This window comes from Nitrospira sp., assembly GCA_029194535.1.
In the GTDB taxonomy this organism is placed as follows: domain Bacteria; phylum Nitrospirota; class Nitrospiria; order Nitrospirales; family Nitrospiraceae; genus Nitrospira_C.
In genome coordinates this window covers 1085034-1110013 of the sequence record JARFXR010000001.1, presented here as the reverse complement: position 1 = coordinate 1110013, position 24980 = coordinate 1085034, and the positions used below count along the sequence as shown (strand labels likewise).

Here is a 24980-nt window from a genome sequence, read left to right as displayed (position 1 = left end):
GTAGGGTGAGTGCGTGCATTCAGGCATTATCTTGACACGAGCATATGCGTGTGTTATTCAAATTTTGTCGTTGGGCGCGAAAAAACAGGGAAAATCATGACGAAGAACTCGAAAGTGTTCGACATTATAGTTTTGGCAGGTATGGTTGTCAATATAATTTTGGCCGTCTTTCTGATCCTCTACTACTTCGATTTCCTTTAATTCTTTCCGCTAGTTCCATCATTTTTTCCAGCTGTTTTCTGGTCCGAAATCGCGCACCGAAATCCGATAGTCTCATCACGAAAGTCCGGCACCATCTTGCTTCGGCTGGTAATACGCAAGTCGTGGCCTGTGGTCGTATAGGCCCCCCCTCGCAAGACACGATAGGTGCCATATTCCGGGCTCCTGGGATTCTGCTGAGAAGAATCTTGGTAATACGTCTCCGCATACCAGTCCTCCACCCACTCCATCACGTTTCCGGCGCCGTCCATGACCCCATATGGGCTCTTGTCCAAGGAGAAGGATCCTACCCGTGCTGACACGTCATACCCGTCATTCACCCTTGCCCAGTTGGCTCCGTTCGGCTGCTCACGATCGCCCCATGGCCAGAGCCGTCCGTCGGTTCCCCGCATAGCCTTTTCCCATTCCGCTTCAGTCGGCAATCGCTTGCCCTTCCAACGACAATATTCGCCTGCATCATCCCAGGAGACGTACACGACCGGCTGATTGGTCCCGCGCATCTTGCCGATGCTCTTGGCATAACGCGAAGGCGGTCCAGCTTTACGATGACCCGTGGCCGCCACGAACTGCTGGTACTGATAGTTTGTAACTTCGTAGCGATCGATCTTGAAGCCATCCAGCGCGATCGTGCGCTGAGGCAACTCGTCAAATCCCCCGTCCGTCGTTCCTCTCAAGAACGGCCCGGCGGGAATTGCGACCATGTCTTCGCCGATGGGATCTTCCTTGGCATCGACCTCCAACGGCTCAGGAGTCGACTCAGTCTGAAGAGAGGAATCTTCTAACGGCGTTAGAGATGTCCCGCGAAGAATGCCCATAATGGGCAATGCAGCAAAGGCAATCACGGTGAGCAGGAAGGCGACCTTGAATTTGGTTTCGAGCATGTCCGGGGCTATGACGCCGACGAGTTTCCTCCGGCCTCGGCATCGCTGGCGCAACGAATACCGATCGTGATGTCGGTCCGCCAGTGTTTGGCGGCGAAGCGTTTCGACAATCTCGTATTATGTTCGGTTTCTCTCCATGACCCCCCACGGACGACTTTCAAATCTCCGCTTTCTGGCCCCTTGGGATCTCGATACGGGGATTTCTTGTAATACTTCTCATCATAGGTGTCGGCGACCCATTCCGCCACGTTGCCTGTCATATCGTGCAGACCATAGGGACTTCGGCCCGCATCAAACGAACCGGGCGGCGCCAAATACCGATACCCGTCTTCACTTCCGTCCACATTGGCCCGCCCCGTGACGAAGGCCTCTCCCCATGGATACTTTCGCTTACCTTCCCCGCGCCCTGCCTTCTCCCATTCCGCTTCGCTCGGCAACCGTTTCCCTGCCCATTTGCAGTACGCATAGGCGTCGTCCCAGGACACGCTCATCGCGGCGAACTCTGGTTTCAGCAGCTTCGACTGATCGTCTTCGAACACTTCGATCCTCGGCATCGGCCGTCTTGTCATTTTAGCGAAGCGGGCATATTCGTCTTGCGTGACCTCCTTGCGATCAAGGTAGAATCCCTTCAGGAACACCTGGTGCTCCGGAGCCTCGTCTGGATCTCCATCGTTACTCCCCATGGAAAACGGTCCCTCGGGGATGTGCACCATCTCCCGTCCTTCATCACCGATTCTCGTCTTGTACATGGAGTAGTCCTGTGTCGGGCCGGCGCTCTCAGTCGGCCGACTTTCAGTCTTAATAGACTGAGCCAGTTCTTTCATCTTATAGGCCTTATTCGACTCCCAGAGCATCATGCCGATCATGAGCGCGAAGGAGCCGAACACGAAAATGATCGATCCAATGAGCACGCCTCTGTTTTCCATGGTGCTTCGCTTCCCTTCGCTCGAGGTTTACGCTCATGTGGAGGGTTCGACAGGTTCAGGCACGCTCTTCCTGGCTGCGCGAATATCGAGGAGCATGGAGATTTGAACTCCGAGGAACCCGCCCATTGCCGCCCCTGCCCCAGCCCCAACCCAGATGCGGTCGGTACCGGCGACCACCCAGGCCAATGCGCCCCCCAACACGGTGCCGATTAGAATGCTGACGAGAAATCTGCGCCCGCCGAGAAACCCGATCACACTCCCGAGCGCGAGACCCAACCCAATGGCCACCGGCATTAGGCTACCCCCCATGATGAATCCGATCAGGGTCCCCACGGTTCCCATGACGGACATGCCGAATGCGATATCGAAAACCTTTTGGTTTGCCATCGGAATGCTCCGGCCGGTTTTCATCGCGGGTATCAGCGCGAAGACCTATTTTGCTACGCTGGCGGTCATTGGTCCGAAATCGATTTCGACCCCTGGACCTGCGATGACCGAAATTCCCCACGCCTTGGGGGCTGGTTCATGCTGGTGAATCCGCTTAAAATCATCATACACATTGACCTTCTCCTCGAACCACTGTCCGATATCCTTGGTCCCGCTTTGCACGACGATCTCCGATCCGCTGAACATCCCGCCTTCAGTCAGCGTCCCTTCCGCCTTTGTCGCACTCCACACATACTTCGTAAAGACGGGAATGAACAGGAGGTCCGTATCCAACGACGCATAAATGGCCGCCAACGGTTCCGCTCCGGTTGCAGCCTTATTCAAGCGCCAGCGCCAGGTAAGCACCGGGTACGCCTTGGGATCCCAGTCGATTTTCTTCTTCTTAATTCGCTGCCCCGCATCTTTGGCCGACAAATAAGTGGATCCATTTTCCGTTTGCACCTTATAGGCATCGCGACCTTTGGACTGGCTCCGCTGGCTTTCATGATCCCAATTCGAGGGGAACCCGTCGGCGTCCTTGGCCTGGAAATCCTCCAGTACCAATGTCTGGCCGAGCCCGACGGCGGAACCCTGCGCGATCACCAGACCGCCGAACAACAAAGCGAGCATCAACCTCATGCGGAACTTCCCTTCTGCCAGATGGTAGTCCATCGTCTCCATCACCCCTCCTGAGAAGGAATGGGAGCCAGTGTCGGCGATTTCTCTTCGTCAAACTCTTCTCCGAACGCTTCCCGTTGACCGCGCTGACACATCCAGAACAGGGCAAACACGGCCCCCCAAAACACCACCATGTTGAGCGTGACCATTTTCGCCGCAAACTCGAGATCCGGGGTGAACGCCCACGGTGACACATCGGCCATCACGTCGGTTACATGCCATGACAAGCGTCCTGATGAACGGATGTAGCCCATGAGGCCCATCACCCACGTGAACGCCGCTGCCAGCCCGAAGAGGCCGACCATGCCGCGGACCGGAATCTTGCCCCATTGAACCGGTCCATGGACGATCGCATGCTTGAGCATGGCGCGGTTGATCAACACGGACGCAAGAATCACGGTCAGGGTCGTCGCGGCCTGTGGGGCCGATAGACCAACGCGTATTTTCGCCGGCAGATAGAAGCCGTACAGTGAAAGCCAAATCACATTGATGAACCCCACCGCAAACAGCAGGCCAATCACGATATTTCCCGCATTGACCCAGGAAACGGTCATCGTACGATTGGCCCGTCGGTAGTACAGAAAGCTGAGCGTTGTAAGAAGAATCAGGACGTTGATCGCACCGTTCTTGGCCGACATGACGCCATAATTCCCGACAACGGGATGCTGGGCTCCTCCCATAGCCTTGAGTTCGCCCGCCGACATCAAGACGGTATGGGGCGTCAACCACACGAAAAGCGCGAGCGTCAGCGCACCGAGCAAAATCTGATAGTAGGGCTGATACCGCTCCCCTCCTTTGATCCGGGCCATGCCCTGCCAGATGTAGTAGTTCACACCCAGAAAGAGCGCGCCGATGAGGAGCGCCTGCACGACGAACAACCAGGTGAGCAACCCGCCCATCATCGTTACGCCCATACTTTGGCTGAAGGCATAGACGGAGCGCATCAGCCAGTAGCCGGCGATCGGCATGGGAAGCAAGGCGCAGACGGTGACGAAGAGAAAGATGTAGCCGACCCAATCGAAGTACGCCCGCTCTCCGTCGGTCTTGCTCGTGAAGAACCGATAGCACGCGTAGGCGAGCACGACGGCTCCTCCGGACATGATGTCCGCGAGGAATCGATGGACATTCAGAGGATTCCACAATGCGGAATGCAAGAGGTGCCAGCCATTGCCCAAGAACCGTCCCGCCGAATCGACCCCGGCCGGTGCCATCATGAATGCGGACCAGGCATTGGCCAGCAACAGCAGAGCGGTCCCGAATATATTCGTCAGAATGCCGATTGCCGCATGGACCCATTTCAACCCCGGCTCCGCCATCCGATTCCAACTGTAGTAATAGAGAATCAGCAACAGTGATTCGCCGAGGAAGACAATGGCATAGGCGGGCATGAAATCCTTGAAGGTTCCCCCCATGTACTTCATGAAACTCGGGTAGAACCAGATGAACAGGCCCAGCATGAGGCTTCCGACCACGGCCGTAACCGACAGGGCCAAGAGCGCGACCTTGGCCAAGTCCCTTGCCAACCCGTCGTACCGGAGCGACGAGGAAGGATTTTTCGTAATGAGTCCGATGAATTCGAGCAAGGCGCAGAACAAGGGCAGCGCGAGAACGAATCCTCCGAAATAGGTGTGCTGTTGCGTCACAAACCACACCAGCAATCGACTGTCCATCGAACCGATCCGTGAGTAGACCGTCTCGTGAGGCGTCGGAGCCGGCGGCCCTTGCGGCACACCCTCCGTCTTGAAATAGATATCGGCGCCGCCATCAGCCGCCGCCGGGGGAGTTATGCCCACCCACCCCCCTGCGACAGTGAGAAGACCGATGAAGAACAGCGGCATTACCACGCGTAGAAAGCTTGTCGTTGAACCAACCATCGCGTCAGACCTTTGATGTTGATGACGCGGCCAAACGGCCGCCCGCGCCGGACTTTCCCAATATGCCCATGACAAACGGACAGCGGAGCATCGCCGTACTGACCTCTGGAGCCAATTGATCCTCGATATGGCGCCGATGGCCCAAGTAATAACCGTACAAGCCCATGAGCGCGGCAACCATTCCACCACCCGCCGCCGCGTACCATGTTGGAACACCCGGCTCTCTCGCCACAAAGATGACGACGCCTGCGGCGACCAGATAGTAGGTAGAAGCGAAGGCCATACCGGGCCACCACCAGTACTTCAGCGACTCGCTGGCCTTGGTGGACAGCAAACCGGACGTCCATGGCACCTGCGGTCGCATTCCGCTGAAATAGGCGCACAACGCGATCGTCCCTCCGACAAGGGTCACTGCAGCCAACTGCACCATCACGACGGCCTGCTGCGTGTGCATAAGATGGCCGAGCGAGGCGCCGAGAGCACCGGCGATCAAACCTGTCGCAGCCCAGGATGCCCACGGTGCGGATCGGGAACCGACCAATTCCCGGAGAGAGGCCCCGTTCGGAAAGGTGGCGAAGGGACGCCCCATCAGCAACATGCTCCTGACATGACCGATCTCAAAAGCATCGCGAGCCACGGCGGTGGAGGGAATGATCATCGCCATCATCGCCGGTCCGTCCGGATGTTGCAGATAGTCGTATCCCACGAGCCAGAGCAACGCGAGGACCAAAAGGGACAGCTGTACGGCATAGACAAAGCCGATCCAACCGGCTATCCAACTCAGCAGAACTGCTCCGTCCTGTGCACTCATCCTCCGCCAGTCGCAGGCGCGGCCGACCCGATAGGCAATCAGGGCGGTCGCGAGTCCCAACAGGCCGCTGAGCAGGAGCAGTACCCATGGCTCGGACATCGGGAGGACGTGCTTAGCCAGTCGGTGGCACACGAAAGCGACCATCCCCGGCACAAACATCACGATCCGCTTTTTCTTGCGGATCGTGTCCTCCGTCACGGCAAGACTGAGACTGGGCAAAACCCGTAATGCCATCCGATGCAACATGATCTTCTTATCGAACGTCCTTTGCCGCGCCCATTCCAAAGTAGCGGGCTTTCACTTCTTCCATCAGCGCGACCGTGATACGGGTGGTCCCCCGTTCCGCTGCGGTCCGTTCCAACTCGATTCTCGCCATTGCGCGGACGGCGGACGGCACGTTTTCCAATCGACGTTCGGCCTCCGGCTCCCATTCAATCCGTTCACCGCTCAGTGGTCCCAACAGCCTGTCGTAGGTGACCACCCGTTCAGGACCGACACACAAACATCGCTCGACGTCATCCCGGATCAGCCCCGCCAGGTAAGGCGGCATGCGCTCCAACCGATGGAGCGCCTCGTCCGTCCACATCATCCGATCGACCAGGCCTCCGGACTCGCCCGCCGGCACCTCAATCCCGACCCTCAGACCACAACCCCGGCATTCCGAACGTACAAACCATTGTGGCGAGCCGTTGTCGCCGACCCGCTCCTCAATGCCCTCAGTATGCATCCAGCGCCCACAGCCGCAGGTCATCATGAACCGACTCCAGCGCTGAGTAATGCGTGCTGAGTCCTGAGAGCAGATGTGCACCGAAGACATTTCGTACCTTCACAAGAGTCAGTGCGCAAGGCTTGGATCTCGGCACGTTCTTCGATCAACTCAGCACTCAGCACCAAGGACCCCGCACTTCGTCGAATCATCCGATCTTCCCCGGATAGAGAATGTAGAGCATCGTGTAGGTGAAGCTGCCGGTCATGAACAAGATGCAATAGATGATCATCGTAAAGCGTCCGAGCGCGCGATGACGGCGTGCGCCGTTCGGCCAAATCCGTTGAATGGTTGTTTCAATGCCAAGCACAAGAGCCACGAGGATCAAGAACCCTAAGTACACCTCCAGCTTTCGCATGGAAAATCCGGCTGTGGCACCCCGTAGACCGAAAGCCAGCAACACCAGGATTGTCGTCGCTCCCATAATCGTCCCAATCCGTTTCCACGTCGTTACAAGCGGAGATTCGCTCAGTTGCCGTCGGTTTCCGGCAAACATCTGTGTACGGAACCCGAGAATGATCATGTAAATCGCCATGACGAGGCCGATGATCACCAAGATGATATGAACGACAAGAACCGGAATGAACACATGGTCGTACAACGCTTGCGAGCCGCCGAAGCCTTCCTTGCCCTCCACGGCCAAGACACCGAGTTGTCGGAAGAGGTAATAGGCAATGAAGAAGGACAACATGGCCACCATACCGCCCAGCATCAACCAATGATGCGCATCGGCTTGCCGCTTCTTCGCTTGAAACCACCCGATCACAAACAGTCCAGTGAACAGGGTCGCCATGAGTTGGCTCAAGTCCGCCCCGATGGTAGCGTGAGTGCCGAGAAAACCGGGATCTTTCAACCAATCCATGTGTGCCCTACCCGTGACCTTTCGTACCCAGCACGACGGCAGTCCGCTCCAACTCCGTCGCGGAGACAAACCCGGCGCGGGTCATCCAATCGATGGCATCGGCAACTCTATAGCAGCCGCCCTGCTGGGTATTGATGAGAATATGCACCGCGAAGGCGGTAGTCCAAGCCGGTCCCGTTCCCGTCTCGTTGAGGAAGCGATCTTTGATGATCAGACGCCCGCCCGGTGCCAAATGCCGGAGGACCTTGCTCACCAAGGCCTCATTCGTCTCGAACGATTGATAGTGGAGAATGTCGGACATCAGGACGACATCATACGGCCCGCCGAAGTCGTCCGAATTGAAATTGCCCGCGCGCAACGCAATCCTCGATTCGAGACCCGCCTCTTTGATGGTTTTTTCCGTCAGGCGCAACGTCGCCGGCAAATCGAAGACGGTGGCGGACACGTCCGGGTACACACGACAGAATGCGATGGCATTGGTCCCCGCTCCTCCTCCCAAATCAAGCAGGCGAATCGCACCCGTCAACTTCAAGCGCTTGGCAAAGTCAGGCCCACTTTGGCTGCCGATTCGATGGAGCACGGCCAGCACGTTGCCGCCGAGTTCCGGATCGGTTTCGAACAGGTGTCGGTCGACGGAACGCTGTCCGGTCCGGATCGTCTGTTCGAGCTTTCCCCAATTCTCCCATTCGGCATCATGGAGGAGCAGCAGATGCCCGACAAAGTCGGGCGAATGCCGAACAAGGTGTTTTGAGGTGACGTAAGAATTGCCGTAAAGTTCCCCCTCCTTGGTCAGCAATCTCATGGCTACCAGGGCGTTCAGCAAGAGCGAGAGCGTGGGTTCGTGGGCTTCGATGCGGGCAGCAATCTCACTGCCCGTTTTTTTCTTACCGTCCAACGCGGTAAAAAGGTCGAGGCGAACCGCCGTGAGCAGAATCTTGGTCTCCCAGTAGTAGCCGAGTTGAAAGATTTCCGCGAGCGAGAGTTCTCGTGACACACCAATCTCCTCCCTCAGCTTGCCCTTGCAGGATATTCAAAAGACAGGCCGCCGGATTCCACTGTCCTGCATGGAAAATACCGTTGGAAGACCGCATCTTACCTAGATCGAAAATGCAAACGCAAGGCAGGGATACCGCGACATACCGCGCGAATCGCGCAAAAACACGAAGGGCAGCGGAAACATCCGCTGCCCTTCACCATCGACGAGGTAGCCGTCGAGAACCCGTTCGAATTACTTGAGTTCGGCCTTCAGATTCGCCGTCCCGCCTTCCGGAACTTCGATCTCGAACTCCACCTTCTTGCCCTTACCGACGAACGGATGCCAGGCTGTGACTTTGTGCTTACCGGCCGGCACATCCTTGAGCTCAAACGAACCGTCTTCCTTCACCACGGCATAATGCGCATTCGACACGGGAAGGAAGAAGGACTGCATGAACTCATGTTGGTCGCACTGCAGCCGATAGTAGCCTTCCTTCTCGGCACCACCGCGGAAGGTCACCGGCTTGTCGAGTTTGTCGCCCTTCTTGGCAAGACCGATGTTGAAACCGGTCGCCGACGTCGAGCCCTTCACCGTGAAGCTATGGGGATTGTGCAGCACACCGGCCGTCGACTTGGGATCATCCGGATCCGCATCGGTATTTTCAACCTTGAAGGGGCGATTGTTCACAACCACGCCGCTGAACGGCAGAAATTCGCAGAAGGCCGCGGTGACTTCAGCTCCCGCGAACCCATCCATGAAGGCCTTGTCTTCAATATCGGTGACCGCCACGACGGCGTTCTTCAATCCGCCATCCTTGCCGACCTCGATGGTCTTCAGGAACCGCTTGTCCCCGTCCATCAAGGTCTTATTGGGATGCTTCGGACAGAACTTGGGGTTCGGGAACTTCGAGAAGAGAAACTCCTTCTGCTCGGATTTCCCGGCATAGGTGACCTTGCCGGCGATGGTGCCACCGGCAAATGAGGTGACAGGCGTCGCGATAAATGCGACGGCTGCCACACCGAACACGACTGATAACGCACTCTTCATGGGACTGCCTCCTTGTGATTAAGAATTCCGGGTTCCTGGCTCGCGTTTCCCTGTATCTTCCACCGGCCTACTGAGAGAAACGTGCTGACCGTTTCCTCCCTGGTTACCTCGATAGGTGAGATGCGGGCAAGGCTGGTCTTGGACCCACATGTATATAAAATTTTGCAGTACGCTGTCAATTGCCGCCAACCGGCTGAAAACCACCCTTCGGGGCCCGCGAACCTTGTAGCAATCGGAGGATGGCTCCTCCGGCGGTCGTTCGAACCGCTTCGTTCTGGTCCCGCAAGGCCTCCTTCATGAGAGGAAGCATCGAAGGGTCGCTGAGGCGTCCCAGCGATCGCATGGCCACAATTTTTGGCCCCGGCAGCGGATCCGCCGCCAAACTCTCAAGATACGATAACGCCCCGGCAGCATTGGGTTTCGTCGCCTTACCCAAGGCATGGGCAGCCGCAGCCCTCGCGCCTGTGTCGCTTTGCTGAACCAGCCCCCTCACTGTCGGCGCCACATTCTCAAATGGTTGGCCGAGTTGAAGCAGGGCGGCGGCGGCCGCGGCGCGCACGGAAAATGCCCCGTCCTGGAGCGCCTGATTGAGAGCCGGCACCGAAGCCTTGTCAGCCAGATCAGCCAGCGCGGATGCCGCCGCCTCGCGGACGGCTGATACTGGATCACGCAGGAGTCGTTGAATATCTTCGCGCGCCTCTCGCCGTCCCAGGTGCCCAAGCCCCCTGGCCGCCGCACCCCGGACAGACGGCTGCTTGTAGGTCAGGGACTCCACCATGATCGGCACCGCGCGGGGATCTTTCGCATCGGCCATCACCCGGATCGCTTCTGCCCGATCTTCCGGATTGACGGCGTCCGACGCTCGGCGCAAGGAGTCCCACGCGTCCTTGCGCCCGTGCCGCAGGAGAGCTCCGAATGCCGCAATCCTGACGGTGGGCAACTCGTCCTTCGAAGCCGTTTCCAGCAGCGGAACCACCGACGGATCTGTGCTGTGCCCGAGAGCCTTCACCACACGGGCCTTGACGAGCCCGGCCTGATCGTCAAGTGCCCTCCGCAATTTCTGCGAACTCCGCCCGGCTTCGGTCCGGCTCAATCCTTCCACGGCCAGCATGCGCACGGGCCCCGACCCGTCACTGAGCCCGTCCTCAAAGTACGGAATGACCTCCTCCGAGTCGACCTCCTTCAACGCTGTAAATGCGGCCCCGCGCATCTGCTCTCGCATGTCCTTCAACATCACGGTAATGAACCCCAAGGCGACATCCCGAAGGAGAGGAATCTCATCCTGGTTCGTGGACCGCTCCAGCCGGTCATACTCCTCCAACGCTTCCTTGGGATTGCTCAGTTTCAGCAGCGATCGAACTTTGAGCCGGCGAATGTCGGACGTCGCGGATGATGGGCCGTCCAACTTGGCGATCTCATCCAGCACTTTCTGGTATTCCCGCCTGTCGTACGATCGTTGGAGATCACTCGGGACAGCGGCGAGAACCGCAGGGTGATCCACCGTTGCCCCCGCCCCCATCGCGATCACGAGAGCGGTCGCCGCCCATATCCGATTCACCGTTTCGGTCATCTGATGCCTCCGGAATTCACACACCTGTCAACCCTGCCGCTTCGGCGCCGTACCGACGGTGCGCTTCCGATATCCCGGCGGCTCGTCGAAGTAGAAAGCGGGTTGCGGCGATAACCGGATCCGTTCATATTCAAACGACCAATCGCGATCTCGGCTCACCAATTTCAGGACGATGCCGGTTTCCACATCCACCCACTCGTAGAATCGTTCGGCCCGGCCGTCCCGTTCCGTTCGGATTTCATACAGCCGCGTCGGACGCCCTGCCGTGGTCGCATCGCCCACCAGCATTCGTTCCCGCTCCCCCACCAATTCAGATTGTACCGGGAGCACGTCATCAGAACTCAGTGGCATGACCAACAGCTCTTTTTGTTGCGCGAGAACGTACCAAGCCTCTCCCAAGTCGAGTCTAATGATCTCAATCGCCGCGTAGCCGTGGTCGGTGCGAACGGCGTACTTGTACTCCAACCGCAGCCGGTTCCCTTTTGAGAAGATCTGCGCCTGATGCCGTTTGCCGTTCACCTGCCTGATGAGACTTCCGGAAAAATCAGGAATACCGGGCGGGGGTTCTGGCTGGGCCGAACCGACCGGACCTGCAACACACAGAACCATCGTAAGCGCGAGGCCAGGGCATCTCCTCCTCCGTAGATACGCGCCCCGCGCGAGCACTGTCCGGCGAATCAGAGAAGTGGCCGTTCGGAGCGGCGTTCTGGCTCTGCCCGACAACCAGGCTCTCCATCGCGATCCGGCCGCGCGGCACTTCCCGCTGTCTTGCACGATCATCCGAGAGGGTCTACAAGCCCGAGGTTACCGATCAACAACGTGCCCCAATGCATCGATCCCGGCAGGTGAGCGTGGTCATTGAATCCGTCTCGGCTAGTGCTGGTGTTCGACAAGCGGGTTGATCTCCACGGAATAGCCGAGCGATTCCGGTCCGAAACGGGGGTTGTGCATGACCTTATAGGAAGTGCGATTCCCTTTGGGCGCCGGCAGGGACAGATGTTCAACGACCGTGCCGTCCGCTTGCACGGTCACCATCTTCGCGGTGCCGGGCCCCGTCTGCGGATGCCACACAACCAGTTGATACGTGCCGGGAGGAACGTCTCCGATCGTGAACTTCCCATTACCGTCCGTCAACGTGTAATAGGGATTGTTCACCGCCATGGCCCAACTCTCCATGTAGGCATGAAACCCACATTGCATGTAAAACGTCCTGCGCCCCCTGTTGAGATACACCGGTCCGACGAGAGACTTGCCGGGGGCATGATTGTGGATGGCATGGAGATCACCGCGACGGTGCTGGTGATTCATGACCAACGGCGTATTAAACAGGACTCGGGCCCCAGCCTCGATGGAGGTCTCGTATCCTTGAATGTCGTGCATCACTGGATCCATGTTGATCACTTCGACAGCATGCCCATTGCGCACGATCGTCATGAAGGGTTTGAACATGCAGTCGCGCGCCTCGATCAATGGTACGGAGACCTCAAAGGGTTTACCGGCCTCCACACCTTCCAGCAAGACAATCGCATCCTTCAGCCCGTTGTTCTCGCCCACGACGAAGTCGTACAGCAGCCGCCATCCCTGCCCGTTGGAGATGCGTCCGCAGTAGGCCGGGTCCGGAAAGGTGATGAGGTTGAACCCCTTCGGCTCGGGAACCGGTCCGTCGAGGACCACCGTGCCCTCGATGGTTCCCGCATGCTGCACGTCAACGACGTCATAGGAAAAGCCGAGGCCAGCAGGCCAACCGCACAGGACCCCCAAACTTGCGAACAGCACACCTGCGAATCGGTGTCGCATCATCATTCCCCTTTCTCCCTGGCGTCCGATCATTCAGGGGACCTGCAGCTCAAGCGTGGGCCGGATGTCGACCGCCTTCCCCAACGCTTGCAGCCCGAAGTGCGGGTTCTCCTCGATTTCGTGCGCGCTTCGCCGTCCCTTGGGGGATTCGAACAGAAAATCGGCCTGCACCGTCTCCTTCGCGGAAACTGTGATCTTCTTCTCCAATACGGTCCCGACGCCTGGATGCCATGCCGTCAGCACATACTCCCCGGCCGGCACGTCGGCCAATGAAAACGTGCCGTCTGTTCCAGTCACGTGATAATAGGGGTTCTCGATGGCCAGCCCCCAGCTTTCCATGTACGCATGGAATCCGCACTGCATGACGAAAAACTTCCGGCCTTTCGTCATGTGAATCGTCTCCTTCACCGGTTCACCGGCGAGATGCTCATGGGAATCGGCTCCAACCTTGCGCTTATGATGAGGATTCATGGGGAGCGGAGTGTTGAACAGCACACGGGGACCCAGATGAGACGTCTCGTAGGCCTGGATATCGTGCATCACCGGATCCATGTTCATGATGATCACATCCGCCCGATCCTGGACCACCGTCACAAACGGGAGAAACCGGCAATCTCTGGCCTCGATCGTTTGAGGTTCGAACTTGAACGGTTTCCCCTTTGCGACGTCAGACAGCCACACGACAACGTCCTTGAGCCCTCCGTCGGCCGCCACATCAAATTCCTTCAGAATACGCCAGCCCGTTCCGGTTGAAATCCGACCGCAATAGACGGGATCGGGAAATGTGATCAAGTTGAATCCCTTGGGCGTGGCTTTCCCCGCGGTAATCCGGATCTTCCCTGCGACGGTACCTCCATCGACGACCGGCACCTCTTCGTAAGCCCAAGCGAAGGAGGCCCCGATCGTCAGCCACCACCAGAGCCCTAGCAGCGCAACCCGTTTCATTCCAGCCTCCAGAAAGATGAGTCCTTTGACGCTGATGATACAGCGAGAGCCAGGTAACAACTTTTCCATCGTACCAAAAGGCCTCACCAAAGAAAAAGGGGGAGGCTCTACAGCCTCCCCCACATCCAACTGCAGAGGAACTGAACCACACGGGTCTTGCCTGAAAGGCAAGACCCGTGTGGGATTCGGTTCTTATTTCGTCGCGACCGGAATGGCGTGCGCTGCCTGTTCCAGCGATGCACTCTTCATCCCGGCACCGGCACCGGCCAACGGCAACAACCTCTGGTCGCCGGACGGCAACACGCGGAGGTAGCCCCACTGACCGGACTGGGAGTACGGCAACCGTTGGTTGCTGTACACGTAGTCCCCGGGCAGGCGATAGGGTCCGCCCGCCGACGACACGAACGCATCCAGCACTTCCGAACCGGAGAACTCGACCACGCTGATTTGGTCGGCGCCCCGCATGAAGGGCTCAATCGGCCATTCATGTTTCTCGATGCTGAACATGCCGTTCTGTTCGTTATTGGCTCCGATGACATGGATCCGAACAGGATCTCCGGCATGTGACTCGATGATCGGAGTCGCAGGATCTTCCGGCTTGTCCACTTTGCAGGGCTGGAAGACCTTGCCCAGGGAACAGCCTTGCTCCTCGCGATACTTATAGGGCTCCGACCGATAGTTGATGCCCGTGAGGCCCGCAACGTTCTGCACATACGGCATAAAGCTCGTGCCGATGATGTTGTCTTCGTCCTGGAAGAACAGGGCGACGTCGCGATAGTTTGCCCTCATCTCATTGCCCGGCACGGTACGATCAATGATCACGTCCGCCGCCCAGGCATTCTTGTTCGTCAGATCGGCGCCGGTCTTGGGATCCCGATACTTGGAACCCTTCGGACCGACTACGATCGCCCCGAACAGACCGTTGCGAGGATTGGTCATAACGTTGCCCCAGTCCCAGACCAGGGACGTGGTCTCGCCGTTGAACGGATCCGCGTAGTAGGTGTAGGTCCGCTCTCCGCCGGCGGCGATCGTCTGATCGCCGGGGTTGTTGCCGACATTGGCGCCCATCGAATCCTTCGGGTCAAAGACCAACCCGATGGCCGAGAAAGACGCCTTGCTGCCCTTCATCTTGTTCTTCAGATTGACCTTCACGCAATCGCCGACATTGACGCGGAGCGTCAGCGGCATCGGTTGCGCTTCTCCGGACACCTTGGCGACATCTTCCTCCAAGGCATAGATCTTAGCCTCGGGATTGGTGATCTGAATCTTTCGCTCGAAGTCTACCTCGATCGACTCGGGCGCCTTCGCGTTGAATTTCATGGACGGATAATCCATCGCCACGACGTTGAACGTCTTGACCGGCGCATCGGCCGGGCAAACCGGTAACGCCTTCGGAATCTCGCCCTTGACCGAGAAGCCGGCCGGCAGTTTCTTCAGATCAGCCTGCTCCTTGTCGTACACGCGAATGATGCCCCAACCGCCTTCGGAGAACTTCGAGGACCGGCCGTTAAAGTGAATGTAGTCTCCGGCCAGGTGCCGCGGGCCACCCGCTTCCGGCACGACCAGGTCGTACCGCTCGGCGATCCCGATATGGATCGAGTTCTTACGGTTCGCATCCGACGCATAACGCTCCGACCAGAAGGTGTGACCGGAGAGGGTCCAGGTCATCGTCTCGTTCATGAGCGTATGCAACAGCCTGAACACCATCGTATCTCCCGTATAGGCGCGCAGCAGCGGCGTATACGGATCCCCGTGAATCTGGCTGTTGAACGCCTGCGACACATCGGGGTTGGTCGCCAACCGCTGAGCGATCGGACCCGCACGGAAGTTCAAGCCGCTTCCCGTGGTGTGGGTTCCGCCGTTCAGGAACGGCATCGGCGTCATGTACAGTTTCTCCGGCATCATGAACGAGACGGTCTTGCCCGCCTCCAGCGCTACTTCGACCGGCTGACCCGGCGGATTGCCCGCCGTCACGATGTTCACGGTATGCGGCACCGTATCGTGCACTTGCACCATCAGTTCACGGAAGCTGTTATTCACACCGTGTCCCACCGGCTCGTTGGTATGGATGTCGGCAATCGGGCCGCTCCAGACAAGCTTCCCGGTCTTGGGATCGTGATACGTCGAGCCGACCGGCTCGGCGATAAACGTGCCGAATCCGCCGTGCGGCCACGTGGTCGCGCCGAACGCGTGATCATGCCAGAACACGGTCCCCACGTCCGCATCGACCCAGAACCGCTGCCGGACGAATTCCACCGTCACGATATCGTTCGCCGGATGATCGTTCTTGAGTCCCTTGGCCAGCGTAATGGTGTTGCCGTTGATGGCCTTGATGCGGGAAACCTCGTTGCCTTTCACATTGTCGGCGCCCACGAGAATCAGAATGCCCACATGGTACTGCTTAGCATTCTTCACCGTGAGGGTGGTCGTCCCCTTTTTGGCGGCGGCCGATAACACGGTGTTCATCGGGGCCGGAAGGCCCTTGGCGTTTTTCTTTTCCAGCATCGTGAACGGGCGCACGGACTGTTCATAGGAGAAGCCCGTGATCACGCCGTCCGATGCCTGGTTGTCGAACTGCAGAAAGTGCCAGTGAGTATTGATCTTCGAGGACTGGAAATTCGTGTAGTCGTCGTCGTCCCACTCGCTGGTCAACGTCCAGTCCACGCAATCGTAGATGTTGCCGCGAACGACCAGCGGATACTTCAAGTCGTCGTTCGCCCTGATTGCCGCTTCTTCTTCGTGGAGCACGTAGATCAACCCGTTCGGATCCACGACCGGCGGCTCCTTCCCCTGAGCCTTGGCGATCTTGATGGGCAGCTTAATGAAATGGACGTTGTAGTTCTTGCGTCCAGCGTTGACCGGACAGAGACTCCAGTTGCCATTTTCACCCGGCACCGCTTGATCGACACTTTCATCGCCGCCGGCATCCCGGCGGATCATCTCCAACCAGGGCGCCCCGACATGGTTCGGCGAGAACATGACGCGCTTGCCGAAATGGGGGGTCAGATGGGGCCACGCCACTTTTCCCGTCAGCGGTTCGAACATGATCGGATGCCGCTTGCCGGGATGGGTGGATTTATACTTTGGGTTATCGGTCGTGCTCTCCTTTTCGCTCATGGCACGAGTGCCTTCCCAGATCCAATCGAGCACGGTCGCATCGTAGGAGACGATCTGGCCCTTCTCGTCATCCTTGTGCCCGGGCTTCCCGGCCGTGGGGAGCTGCATTTCAACCCAATCCTTGATCGTAATCGTGGCCGGATTCCCCTTCCAGTTGCTCTTCCCCTTGTCCACGATCTTGAACTGACTGCCGAACCAATCGACGGTCTGGCCGATGAGCTTGTCGGACGAGATCGGAGTCTTGATGCGGCCCTTGCGATCGGGGAGTTCGCGCAAATCCGGCATGACATCGTTGCGCAAATCCCCCTGCTGGATCGTGTTGTACACACGCCAGTAACCCCACATCCCTGCCACATAATGATGTGCCACGTGACAATGGAAGAGGAAGTCGCCGGCGAGCTGCTGGCAGAGCCCTGATCCGCACTCCGTCTCCAGGTCAAGAGCCTCTGACGGGCCGATGACTTCGACATCGACGCGATCGGTCTTATGGCGGATCACCGGATACTTGACCGGTCCGTTGACGGCCGTGGCCCAAAGATTCATATCGTCGATCGCCCGCGGGCTGCGCGGCCACCGAATCGTTCCTCCGTGCGGGTGGTGGCTATGGAACACCTCCGAACCGCCGTGGACCAGCCGGAACTTCGCGGGATCGCCCATATAGGAGCGGGGAATCGTCGGGGATGGATCGCCGAAAGTGTAGGAGCTATACCCCATGGACTCGTCTTCGAAACCAAAATATTCGTGCTGCACATGCATGTTGTTGATGCCGAAGGGCTCGCTGCGATAGTTGATCGCCCGACCGCCCGGACGGTAGGCGTCGGTCAAGGGGTCGCGCTGAGGAAGGAAGTCGCCCTTCTTGTTGACCGGCCGAAACGCCTCGTCACCGACCTCGTGGTAGATCAGCACGAACTCGCGGAAGTCCGGCCCGGTGCCGTTTTGGATCATGACCTGCCAACCGCTGTTGGCAGGCGTCGCGTCTCCGGAGCCCAGCGCCTCGAGGTAGTTCGATCCTCTCGGCTCGACCACGAATGCGCCGAACATGCCCATGACGGTCAATTCGCGATCCTGGCTGAAGGTATGGAACTGGCGGACGCCTTCCTGTGTGCTGGGATGGATATACCACTCAAAATCGACGCTCTTCTTTTCATCGACGATCGTGTCGGGATTGGTCGTCGTCGCCGCGGCACCCGTGGCGCTCACGACCATGCTGGATCCGTGAATGTGCAGGCTGACCGGCCCCCCTCCCTCTTCCAGCTTGTTGGCCAACTTGATCTTGACACAGTCGCCCTGATTGCCGCGAATGACGAGCGGTTGAATCCATTGCGCCTGCACGCCAGGAATGACGGCGCCCGGATCGAAGCCCTCCTTTTCACGAGCTTCTTTGTTCTTGTTCTCTTCCGCCCGGACCTTGTCGAGATTCTCCTCCAGGACATACATATACCCAGGATAAAAATCGAGCCATTGGTTGAGCGTAATCTCGACGTTGATCGCTGACACGTTATACTGCTTGACCGGCGCAGTCGCGGGACACTTTCCACCTCCGGTCGTAGAAACCGGCTCCACTCGTGGATCGGAAACCAGGAGCATGTCCTGACCACCGGCTCCATACTGGTGCATCATGGACGTGGTATTGTACATGCCCGTGTTGATCCCCTGAATCTGCGGGTCTTGAGCCAGATGTTCCATGACGCGCTGATGCTGCTGCTCGACCATTGCGGCCCGATCTCCCTTCCCGGACATCGTGTCTTCGACAATGGTCTGTCCCTTCAGCTGCTCCGCCCACGCGGGAAGCTGATGATTCATCGCGACGTGCGACGGGGAACTCTCAGCGGACGCGAGCGGGACCCAGAGTAGGGTCGCGGCTGCCATTGCGCCGAGAATGCGGGTAGGAACACGAACCTCTTGTTGATGAGGAAACATGGACCGGCCTCCTTGGTGTTGAATGAGTGATGCAAAACGGGGAACTCATTGAGGAAGAACCAAACCTGCGTGTCACAATCAAACCAGATTCAATTTCGCGATAATCGTATCGTATGACCGCTATTGATAGCGAAATGTACTGAACTTGATAATCTCTGTCAACCCCTGCATTTTTCACATGAATCGTCGCACGTGACGGTCGATCTTCTTTCTGTCAAGACGACTTTGGTGACATGTGGCGAGTCCGCCGCGGCGATACACGAGTGCTCGCGCCCCGATGATGGTTTCCTTCGCCCGGCTCTGCGTTTATGAGATAATCACTCCATGATTCTCAAACGTTGGTTGGTGGGTGATCCGCTCAAGACAGCTCAGGCCGCTCACGAGCGTCTTTCCAAGACTATCGCCCTAGCGGTCTTCTCCTCCAACGCGATTTCCTCCGTCGCCTATGCGACGGAGGAAATTCTGTTGGTCCTGATTCTTGCCGGTTCCGCCGCACTGGTCTGGTCCATCCCCGTCAGTCTCGCAATTCTGTTCCTCGTGATCGTGCTCACGATTTCCTATCGTCAGATTATCTATGAATATCCCGAGGGAGGCGGCGCCTACATCGTCGCTCGATCCAATCTCGGTGATATGCCCGCCCTGATCGCCGCCGCAGCCCTCATGATCGACTACGTACTGACAGTCGCGGTCAGCGTGGCAGCCGGTGTCGCCGCTATCACGTCTGCGATTCCAAGCCTGTATGCCCATCGCGCCGCTCTGGGACTAACGGCGATCCTGTTCATCGTGGTGGTGAATCTCAGAGGAGTGCGAGAGTCGGGCAAGTTCTTTGCCGTCCCGACCTATTCCGCCATCGGGGCCTTGGGACTCTTGGTACTCATCGGCACCATCCAATCCTTGGCCGGCTCAGATCCCTCCAGATTGTCCGGCTCGACCCCCACGACCAGCGGGGGTAGCCTTGAGAATCTCACCGTCTTTCTAATCCTGCGCTCCTTTGCCGCAGGCTGCGCAGCGGTCACCGGAATGGAGGTGATCTCGAACGGAGTCAAAGCCTTCCGGCATCCTGAATCGAAGAATGCCGCGACGACCATGGTGTGGATGTCGGGCATTCTGGCGTCGCTCTTCATAGGTATCAGCTGGCTGGCCTACCATTACGGCATCACGGCGAATGATCACGAAACGGTCGTCTCGCAACTCGCTCGTCTGACATTCGGCACGGGAGTGATCTATTACACCATTCAAGTCGGTACCATGCTGCTCTTGGTGTTGGCCGCCAACAGCGCGTTTGCCGGGTTTCCTCATTTATCTTCAATCCTGGCGCGGGACGGCTTCATGCCCCATCAGATGGCAACCTTCGGCGATCGCTTGGTCTTCTCCAACGGGATCATCATCCTGGGATTCTTCGCGTGCCTCCTGCTCGTGATCTTTCAGGGTGACACTCACGCGCTGATCCCCCTGTATGCCATCGGGGTGTTCGTATCCTTCACCCTTTCTCAAGCCGGTATGGTCCGGCGATGGCTGATCAAGAAGGGCCACCACTGGCGCAAGAAATTGATCGTCAACGGGGTCGGCGCAGTTGCGACAGGCATCGCCACGGTCATCATCGCCAGCACAAAGTTCATACAAGGCGCATGGATCGTCTTTCTCCTCGTGGCCCTGCTGATCATGATGTTTCGGGGCATACGCTCCCATTACCAAGCCGTGGCCGACCAGGTGATGTTGTCCCGCGACGCACGGCCGCCTCGGCCGCGCCGCAACCTTGTCCTGATTCCCATCGGCGCGGTGAACAAGGCTGTGGTCCGCGCAGTCGACTATGCCAGGAGCCGGGGCGGTGAAGTCCGCGCCGTCTTGATCGATGTCGATAAGGAGGAGACGGCTCTCGTGGAAATCAAATGGGCCCAGTGGGGATGCGGCGTGCCGCTGGTCGTCCTGCCGTCGCCCTATCGGTCGATTCTCCGCGCGCTTCTGGACTATGTCGAAGAGAATCTTGACAAAGATCCCGACTGTTGGATTACCGTGGTGTTGCCGGAGATTCTTCCTGCCCGCTGGTGGCAGAACATCCTGCACAATCAGCGGGCGCTACTGCTCAAAGCCTCGCTTCTGTTCAGAGACCGCGTCATCTTGACCGACGTGCCCTTTCACCTGACGAGGTGACCATGAAACCTGAATCGCCGACCGCCGGCCGCGACAGGATCCGGCCCGTCCCCCTCACAGTCGTGGCAGCCCTCGCCTTCATCTTCGCGACAGACCCGGTCCATGCCTTCAAGATCAGGGAGCCGGCGGAAGGAACCAAATTGACGGCGGGACGGACCATCGTCGCCCACGTGGATCTGGGAAACGACATCGGCATCATCAAGGTGCGTTACTACTGGTATCGAGAACAAGATGAAACGTTGGTGCAGCAAGACGAGCTCGATTCGAGTTCCTCGAAATCCGGGGCGAAGATCTCGGTGGACAAGTTTCTTCAGAAGGATTCGGTGGTCGGCGGCGCGGTTGTGGCGGTACCGGTCCTCGTCTCGACAGGAGATCAGGACCCCGCATTTGGAGGAGCGCTGAAGGTCCCGCCTGAGGCGATCGGTCCCATGCGGCTGCTGGCGGTGGCCGAGATCTCGCGCGGACGCCTTGGCACGAGGTCGGTTTTCGATGAGATCATCGTCACTGTCGAGCCGGGAGCAGCCCTTCAGAATATCGATTTTGAGACCGAGAAGCCGCTGCTCCTCGGGCGAGAAGGTCAATTGGCAACCTATGGACAGGTGGACGTACTCGGCAAAATCTTCGAACTCCCGGTCGTGGGGGAGTTCGCCGACGGAATCACCAGACCCTTGAGTACGCCGACCAGCGGCACGACCTATCAGTCATCGAACGACAAGGTCATCCGGGTGGTGCAGGACGGCATGCTCAAGATCGTGGGGAACGGCAAGACCGTGCTCACGGTGAAGAACAGGGACAAGGAAGCCTCGCTCGATGTGACCGTCGCGGTCGGTGATGAACCGAACGAGCCGCCGGTGGCCGATGCGGGTGCGAACCGTACCGTCAAGTCGGGTGCCAAGATCGAATTGAACGGCTTGAGCAGCCGCGACCCCGAGGGAGAAGCGCTCTTCTATTCTTGGAGTCAGGTCCGTGGGGCAAAAGTCCCGCTCCTCGACCTCAATATGCCAAAAGCGTCGTTCGTCGCCCCGTTTGTCTCGGAGCCTAAACTCTTCCGCTTCCGGCTGCGCGTGACGGATAAGAAAGGGGCAGATAGTTTGCCGGCTTATGTGGACGTGACGGTGGAACCTTAGCGAGCAGCGCGGATGTGATGTCACAATGCGCAAATATGTTGCGGGACCTGTCGTCGATCATCGCTCGTCCTCGCACCCCGCCCGGTGTGGGGACCCCGCTGCGGGCGAGCGATTGATCGACACCACCCGCAACAAGAGATAAAAACTTGGCACCTTGTCCCCCGAGCCACCCACTAATTGACGCTCGTATCTTTCGGGCATTCCAAGCCATGCGTATCAGGGTATGTCGCCCGTGAATTCGCAAATCGCCAGCAGACTTGGAGTGAGAGCAAAGAAAGACAACTCCACTTCGCTGTCGGCTGTCGACCGCTCTGCGACATACAGAAAACCGCATGTCTCAGTCGCGAACTCCCTGCGGATTCGTTGGCTGACCTTTTTGAGCAGTCTGGAGCATAAGAAACTGTTCTGCCAATTTGCCTGATACTACCAGCTCGCCGGCTCTCAGCATATTGCTTCTTATAAAGCTCTCCCCTAAACCGATTTATTAAGCAACCTCTCTCTGTTACGCCCCTCCCTGAGAGATTTGAATCATGCCGTTGGGATCTCCAGAAAATCCTCCTAAGATTCAGGTTACTCCAAAAGAGATCGCGTTCGCCTTCATAGATTTCATAGTCAAGGGTGGCAACGCCAAGGTCGACCAAAATGAAGCACTAGCATCTCTGCCTGAAGGTGATCGGGAAAGTATCCGATATGAGTCGATGCTGCTCATAGGCTGGATCAATGAGTACGCAACCTGGGATTTGTTCCGTAACGAGCCTGAGCAGAATGCGATTCTTACTGTCTACTATTCTTTTATAGACGCCTTAGCTCAAAAGGACCCCACATGGCATACCTTTGACAGTGAACTACGGAAACGAATTCCTGTATATGCCGCGGCAGCAAGAGATGGTTTGCAGAAATCGCAATTTGAGCAAGTGGGCTGGGAGTTTGCACGTTTTTGCGGCCACCCTGACGACACTCTGTTCCAAGTAACTGGAACGATGGAGTTTGTGACCAATTGTGCCGCCACTCTTAAATTTCTAAGTGGCCTGAACGTCGCGGGATAACTACGTAGAGAAAGCTTTCATGCGTTTGGCTGTTACTGATCCGTTGAAGAATAACCTGGAGGAGACTGTTGCGCGTGAATTCTTGCTCGCTACTGGCAGCCCTTACAAAGTCCTTCGCGCTGGGCTTCCTCCTGAACCAGATCAACTGTGTGAACACCGGAAAACAGGCAGGCAAGTAGGCATTGAAGTTGTCTCAGTCTACTACGATCAGGATCACGCAAAATCTGTTTGGATGCAGGCCAGAGAGAGAAGCACCTTATCATACGCAATAAACCGAAAGGATTCCGTTGAAAATGTTCGTCTCCTGGCAGAATCACTCCGAAGAATTCGGGCCAAGAGCAAGAAACGCTACAGTGTCAACGGTCACCTCGTGCTTGTCGTGTTTACATACCGTCAACGCCTCTACCTTTGCACTGTAGAAAAAAGGCTTACAACGCTTCGTCTACCCTCAAATCATCCATTCGATGAGATTTGCATTATGTCACAGCACGCAGAGGTCTATCGTCTTTTCCCCAGCAACTGCTGGCTGCTCCGGTAACCGTTAAGCAAAGGAGCCGATCATGGCAATGCTCACGATCTCCCTTTCTGATGAAGAAGTGCGCCGACTGGAAGAAAGAATTGAGCAAACGTGAGGGTTTGGCCGTCGAATAGATGGTCCGCCTCGGCATCAGCGACTTCATCGGCCAACCCGACGAATCGTTCCGTTCTGCCGCTAAGCGGGTGATGGAGAAGAACGCTGAACTCTACCGTCGTCTCTCGTGACACAGAGAGAAACTGATTACAGCTGTAGCAGCCGTGCGCCGTGGATGAGCGTCACGATCGTCACGGTGTCTCCATCCACTCGGTACACCACCCTGTAGTTCCCGACGATGAGTTCCCGATAAATGCCGCGTTTATCTTCTGGAACTTTCCGGCCTGATTCGGGAAATTGTCCTAATTGTTCAACGCGCTGCTGGATGTGCAATCCGAAGGTTTGAGCGTAGCCTGGGGAATCCGCTTTGATGAAGGCCACCAACGCCCTGAGGTCGTCGCGCGCAACAGCTGACCAGACTATGCGAGCCATCCCGCCAGCTCGCGCATGACATCCTCATGCGGGATCACGTGCCCGCGATCCACAGCCTCTTGGCCGGCCTTGATTTTTTGAAGCACGTACAAGTGATACTGAATGTCTTCGAGAGTCGCTTCTTCCGGCAACTGTTCGAGGAGTTTGAGAACGGCCTCTTTCTCTCCCATGCGTCACCTTACCGCAAAATCGTACAGGTAGGTGTCGTGCTCGACACTGACATCGGCAAACCCGCTGGCTCCGATCCCTGCCAGGGACAAGAGAGCTTTTTTCTGACGCGCAACCAGCTTCTGCAAGCTTGGCCGCTGGGAGCGCCTGCTCCGTTTCACTGAGCGTTTCTGCTTGCCACGACGTATCATGATTCCCAACCGTAGGCTTTCAAGCCCACTCTACCATTACTGCCGCACTCACCGTCAATTCATATCTCTCGATTACCGCCTCGATAGAGCTTCCAAGGCAGGACGGTAACGCTCAATAAAGCGTTCAACCTGCCGAGCAAAAGTTTCTCCGATTTTCCCCTTCACCTTGTCCAATGAATCGTCGGTGGACATTCTTTGCTTACGCTTTTTCGCTTTGCTCTTCATTGTTTGCTAGCCGCTTGAGCATCGGTCCGTATCTTTTTCCGCAGCTCTTTGGCGATCAACTTGATCCGCCTGCATCCTACTCCAACCTTGGTTTTTGGTTTGTCTGATTTCTTCTTCATACTGGTGTAATCAGAGCGAGAACATCGCGCTTTACTCGACCGCACCGGACCGTTGGTGTGGCGGGCGTGGCGGAG

At 57.6% G+C, this 24980-nt stretch carries 20 protein-coding genes; 3 read left to right on the top strand and 17 right to left on the bottom strand.

The window, feature by feature from the left end:
* Window positions 1-197: 197 nt before the first annotated feature.
* The 15 genes from P0111_05050 to P0111_04980 form a co-directional block, all read right to left on the bottom strand.
* On the bottom strand, window positions 198-1100 hold the full coding sequence (locus tag P0111_05050) for an SUMF1/EgtB/PvdO family nonheme iron enzyme (protein MDF0643373.1): 903 nt from the start codon (window positions 1098-1100) through the stop codon (window positions 198-200).
* 8 nt (window positions 1101-1108) lie between these two features.
* The gene (locus P0111_05045) at window positions 1109-2026 is read right to left on the bottom strand and encodes an SUMF1/EgtB/PvdO family nonheme iron enzyme (GenBank protein MDF0643372.1); all 918 of its coding nucleotides are present in this window, start codon (window positions 2024-2026) and stop codon (window positions 1109-1111) included.
* 33 nt (window positions 2027-2059) lie between these two features.
* A complete protein-coding gene (locus tag P0111_05040; GenBank protein ID MDF0643371.1) occupies window positions 2060-2413 on the bottom strand; it encodes a hypothetical protein in 354 nt (117 codons plus the stop codon).
* A 45-nt stretch (window positions 2414-2458) separates the two neighbouring features.
* Window positions 2459-3133, bottom strand: a complete 675-nt coding sequence (locus tag P0111_05035) for a DUF3047 domain-containing protein (GenBank protein MDF0643370.1) — start codon at window positions 3131-3133, stop codon at window positions 2459-2461.
* Entirely contained in the window at window positions 3133-5004 is a 1872-nt protein-coding gene (locus P0111_05030) for a cytochrome ubiquinol oxidase subunit I (protein MDF0643369.1), read from the bottom strand. Before P0111_05030 ends, P0111_05035 begins: the two co-directional genes overlap by 1 nt.
* 4 nt (window positions 5005-5008) lie before the next feature.
* Window positions 5009-6061 carry a hypothetical protein gene (locus tag P0111_05025; GenBank protein MDF0643368.1) on the bottom strand — a complete coding sequence of 351 codons (1053 nt, stop codon included), beginning with the start codon at window positions 6059-6061 and terminating at the stop codon, window positions 5009-5011.
* A gap of 7 nt (window positions 6062-6068) precedes the next feature.
* The gene (locus P0111_05020) at window positions 6069-6569 is read right to left on the bottom strand and encodes a PCP reductase family protein (GenBank protein ID MDF0643367.1); all 501 of its coding nucleotides are present in this window, start codon (window positions 6567-6569) and stop codon (window positions 6069-6071) included.
* Window positions 6570-6729: 160 nt separating this feature from the next.
* Complete coding sequence (locus tag P0111_05015; protein ID MDF0643366.1) at window positions 6730-7443, bottom strand: DUF420 domain-containing protein; 714 nt, start codon at window positions 7441-7443, stop codon at window positions 6730-6732.
* Between the two features lie 7 nt (window positions 7444-7450).
* A complete protein-coding gene (locus P0111_05010) occupies window positions 7451-8437 on the bottom strand; it encodes a methyltransferase (GenBank protein ID MDF0643365.1) in 987 nt (328 codons plus the stop codon).
* A 234-nt stretch (window positions 8438-8671) separates the two neighbouring features.
* Complete coding sequence (locus P0111_05005) at window positions 8672-9466, bottom strand: hypothetical protein (GenBank protein MDF0643364.1); 795 nt, start codon at window positions 9464-9466, stop codon at window positions 8672-8674.
* A gap of 175 nt (window positions 9467-9641) precedes the next feature.
* Window positions 9642-11036, bottom strand: a complete 1395-nt coding sequence (locus P0111_05000; GenBank protein MDF0643363.1) for a HEAT repeat domain-containing protein — start codon at window positions 11034-11036, stop codon at window positions 9642-9644.
* Between the two features lie 27 nt (window positions 11037-11063).
* A complete protein-coding gene (locus tag P0111_04995) occupies window positions 11064-11645 on the bottom strand; it encodes a hypothetical protein (GenBank protein ID MDF0643362.1) in 582 nt (193 codons plus the stop codon).
* Between the two features lie 264 nt (window positions 11646-11909).
* A complete protein-coding gene (locus P0111_04990; protein ID MDF0643361.1) occupies window positions 11910-12839 on the bottom strand; it encodes a carboxypeptidase-like regulatory domain-containing protein in 930 nt (309 codons plus the stop codon).
* Window positions 12840-12866: 27 nt separating this feature from the next.
* Complete coding sequence (locus P0111_04985; GenBank protein MDF0643360.1) at window positions 12867-13847, bottom strand: carboxypeptidase-like regulatory domain-containing protein; 981 nt, start codon at window positions 13845-13847, stop codon at window positions 12867-12869.
* 123 nt (window positions 13848-13970) lie between these two features.
* Window positions 13971-18815, bottom strand: a complete 4845-nt coding sequence (locus P0111_04980; GenBank protein MDF0643359.1) for a multicopper oxidase domain-containing protein — start codon at window positions 18813-18815, stop codon at window positions 13971-13973.
* Between the two features lie 324 nt (window positions 18816-19139).
* Here P0111_04980 and P0111_04975 point away from each other — a divergent pair, with 324 nt between their 5' ends.
* From P0111_04975 to P0111_04965, 3 genes are all read left to right on the top strand, one after another.
* The gene (locus P0111_04975; protein MDF0643358.1) at window positions 19140-20966 is read left to right on the top strand and encodes an APC family permease; all 1827 of its coding nucleotides are present in this window, start codon (window positions 19140-19142) and stop codon (window positions 20964-20966) included.
* Between the two features lie 2 nt (window positions 20967-20968).
* On the top strand, window positions 20969-22093 hold the full coding sequence (locus tag P0111_04970) for a hypothetical protein (GenBank protein MDF0643357.1): 1125 nt from the start codon (window positions 20969-20971) through the stop codon (window positions 22091-22093).
* A 530-nt stretch (window positions 22094-22623) separates the two neighbouring features.
* On the top strand, window positions 22624-23139 hold the full coding sequence (locus P0111_04965; GenBank protein ID MDF0643356.1) for a hypothetical protein: 516 nt from the start codon (window positions 22624-22626) through the stop codon (window positions 23137-23139).
* A 778-nt stretch (window positions 23140-23917) separates the two neighbouring features.
* On the opposite strand, the gene P0111_04960 is transcribed toward P0111_04965, so the two are convergent.
* Together P0111_04960 and P0111_04955 are read right to left on the bottom strand one after the other, a co-directional pair.
* On the bottom strand, window positions 23918-24202 hold the full coding sequence (locus P0111_04960) for a type II toxin-antitoxin system RelE/ParE family toxin (GenBank protein MDF0643355.1): 285 nt from the start codon (window positions 24200-24202) through the stop codon (window positions 23918-23920).
* Complete coding sequence (locus P0111_04955; GenBank protein ID MDF0643354.1) at window positions 24190-24372, bottom strand: hypothetical protein; 183 nt, start codon at window positions 24370-24372, stop codon at window positions 24190-24192. Before P0111_04955 ends, P0111_04960 begins: the two co-directional genes overlap by 13 nt.
* Window positions 24373-24980: the final 608 nt, after the last annotated feature.

Excerpts from the sequence above, each read along its gene's own strand:
- P0111_05050 (MDF0643373.1), bottom strand. The coding sequence starts at position 1,100 with ATGCTCGAAACCAAATTCAAGGTCGCCTTCCTGCTCACCGTGATTGCC.
- P0111_05045 (MDF0643372.1), bottom strand. The coding sequence starts at position 2,026 with ATGGAAAACAGAGGCGTGCTCATTGGATCGATCATTTTCGTGTTCGGC.
- P0111_05040 (MDF0643371.1), bottom strand. The coding sequence starts at position 2,413 with ATGGCAAACCAAAAGGTTTTCGATATCGCATTCGGCATGTCCGTCATG.
- P0111_05035 (MDF0643370.1), bottom strand. The coding sequence starts at position 3,133 with ATGGAGACGATGGACTACCATCTGGCAGAAGGGAAGTTCCGCATGAGG.
- P0111_05030 (MDF0643369.1), bottom strand. The coding sequence starts at position 5,004 with ATGGTTGGTTCAACGACAAGCTTTCTACGCGTGGTAATGCCGCTGTTC.
- P0111_05025 (MDF0643368.1), bottom strand. The coding sequence starts at position 6,061 with ATGTTGCATCGGATGGCATTACGGGTTTTGCCCAGTCTCAGTCTTGCC.
- P0111_05020 (MDF0643367.1), bottom strand. The coding sequence starts at position 6,569 with ATGATGACCTGCGGCTGTGGGCGCTGGATGCATACTGAGGGCATTGAG.
- P0111_05015 (MDF0643366.1), bottom strand. The coding sequence starts at position 7,443 with ATGGATTGGTTGAAAGATCCCGGTTTTCTCGGCACTCACGCTACCATC.
- P0111_05005 (MDF0643364.1), bottom strand. The coding sequence starts at position 9,466 with ATGAAGAGTGCGTTATCAGTCGTGTTCGGTGTGGCAGCCGTCGCATTT.
- P0111_05000 (MDF0643363.1), bottom strand. The coding sequence starts at position 11,036 with ATGACCGAAACGGTGAATCGGATATGGGCGGCGACCGCTCTCGTGATC.
- P0111_04995 (MDF0643362.1), bottom strand. The coding sequence starts at position 11,645 with ATGGTTCTGTGTGTTGCAGGTCCGGTCGGTTCGGCCCAGCCAGAACCC.
- P0111_04990 (MDF0643361.1), bottom strand. The coding sequence starts at position 12,839 with ATGATGATGCGACACCGATTCGCAGGTGTGCTGTTCGCAAGTTTGGGG.
- P0111_04985 (MDF0643360.1), bottom strand. The coding sequence starts at position 13,847 with ATGGAAAAGTTGTTACCTGGCTCTCGCTGTATCATCAGCGTCAAAGGA.
- P0111_04980 (MDF0643359.1), bottom strand. The coding sequence starts at position 18,815 with ATGTTTCCTCATCAACAAGAGGTTCGTGTTCCTACCCGCATTCTCGGC.
- P0111_04975 (MDF0643358.1), top strand. The coding sequence starts at position 19,140 with ATGATTCTCAAACGTTGGTTGGTGGGTGATCCGCTCAAGACAGCTCAG.
- P0111_04970 (MDF0643357.1), top strand. The coding sequence starts at position 20,969 with ATGAAACCTGAATCGCCGACCGCCGGCCGCGACAGGATCCGGCCCGTC.
- P0111_04965 (MDF0643356.1), top strand. The coding sequence starts at position 22,624 with ATGCCGTTGGGATCTCCAGAAAATCCTCCTAAGATTCAGGTTACTCCA.
- P0111_04960 (MDF0643355.1), bottom strand. The coding sequence starts at position 24,202 with ATGGCTCGCATAGTCTGGTCAGCTGTTGCGCGCGACGACCTCAGGGCG.
- P0111_04955 (MDF0643354.1), bottom strand. The coding sequence starts at position 24,372 with ATGGGAGAGAAAGAGGCCGTTCTCAAACTCCTCGAACAGTTGCCGGAA.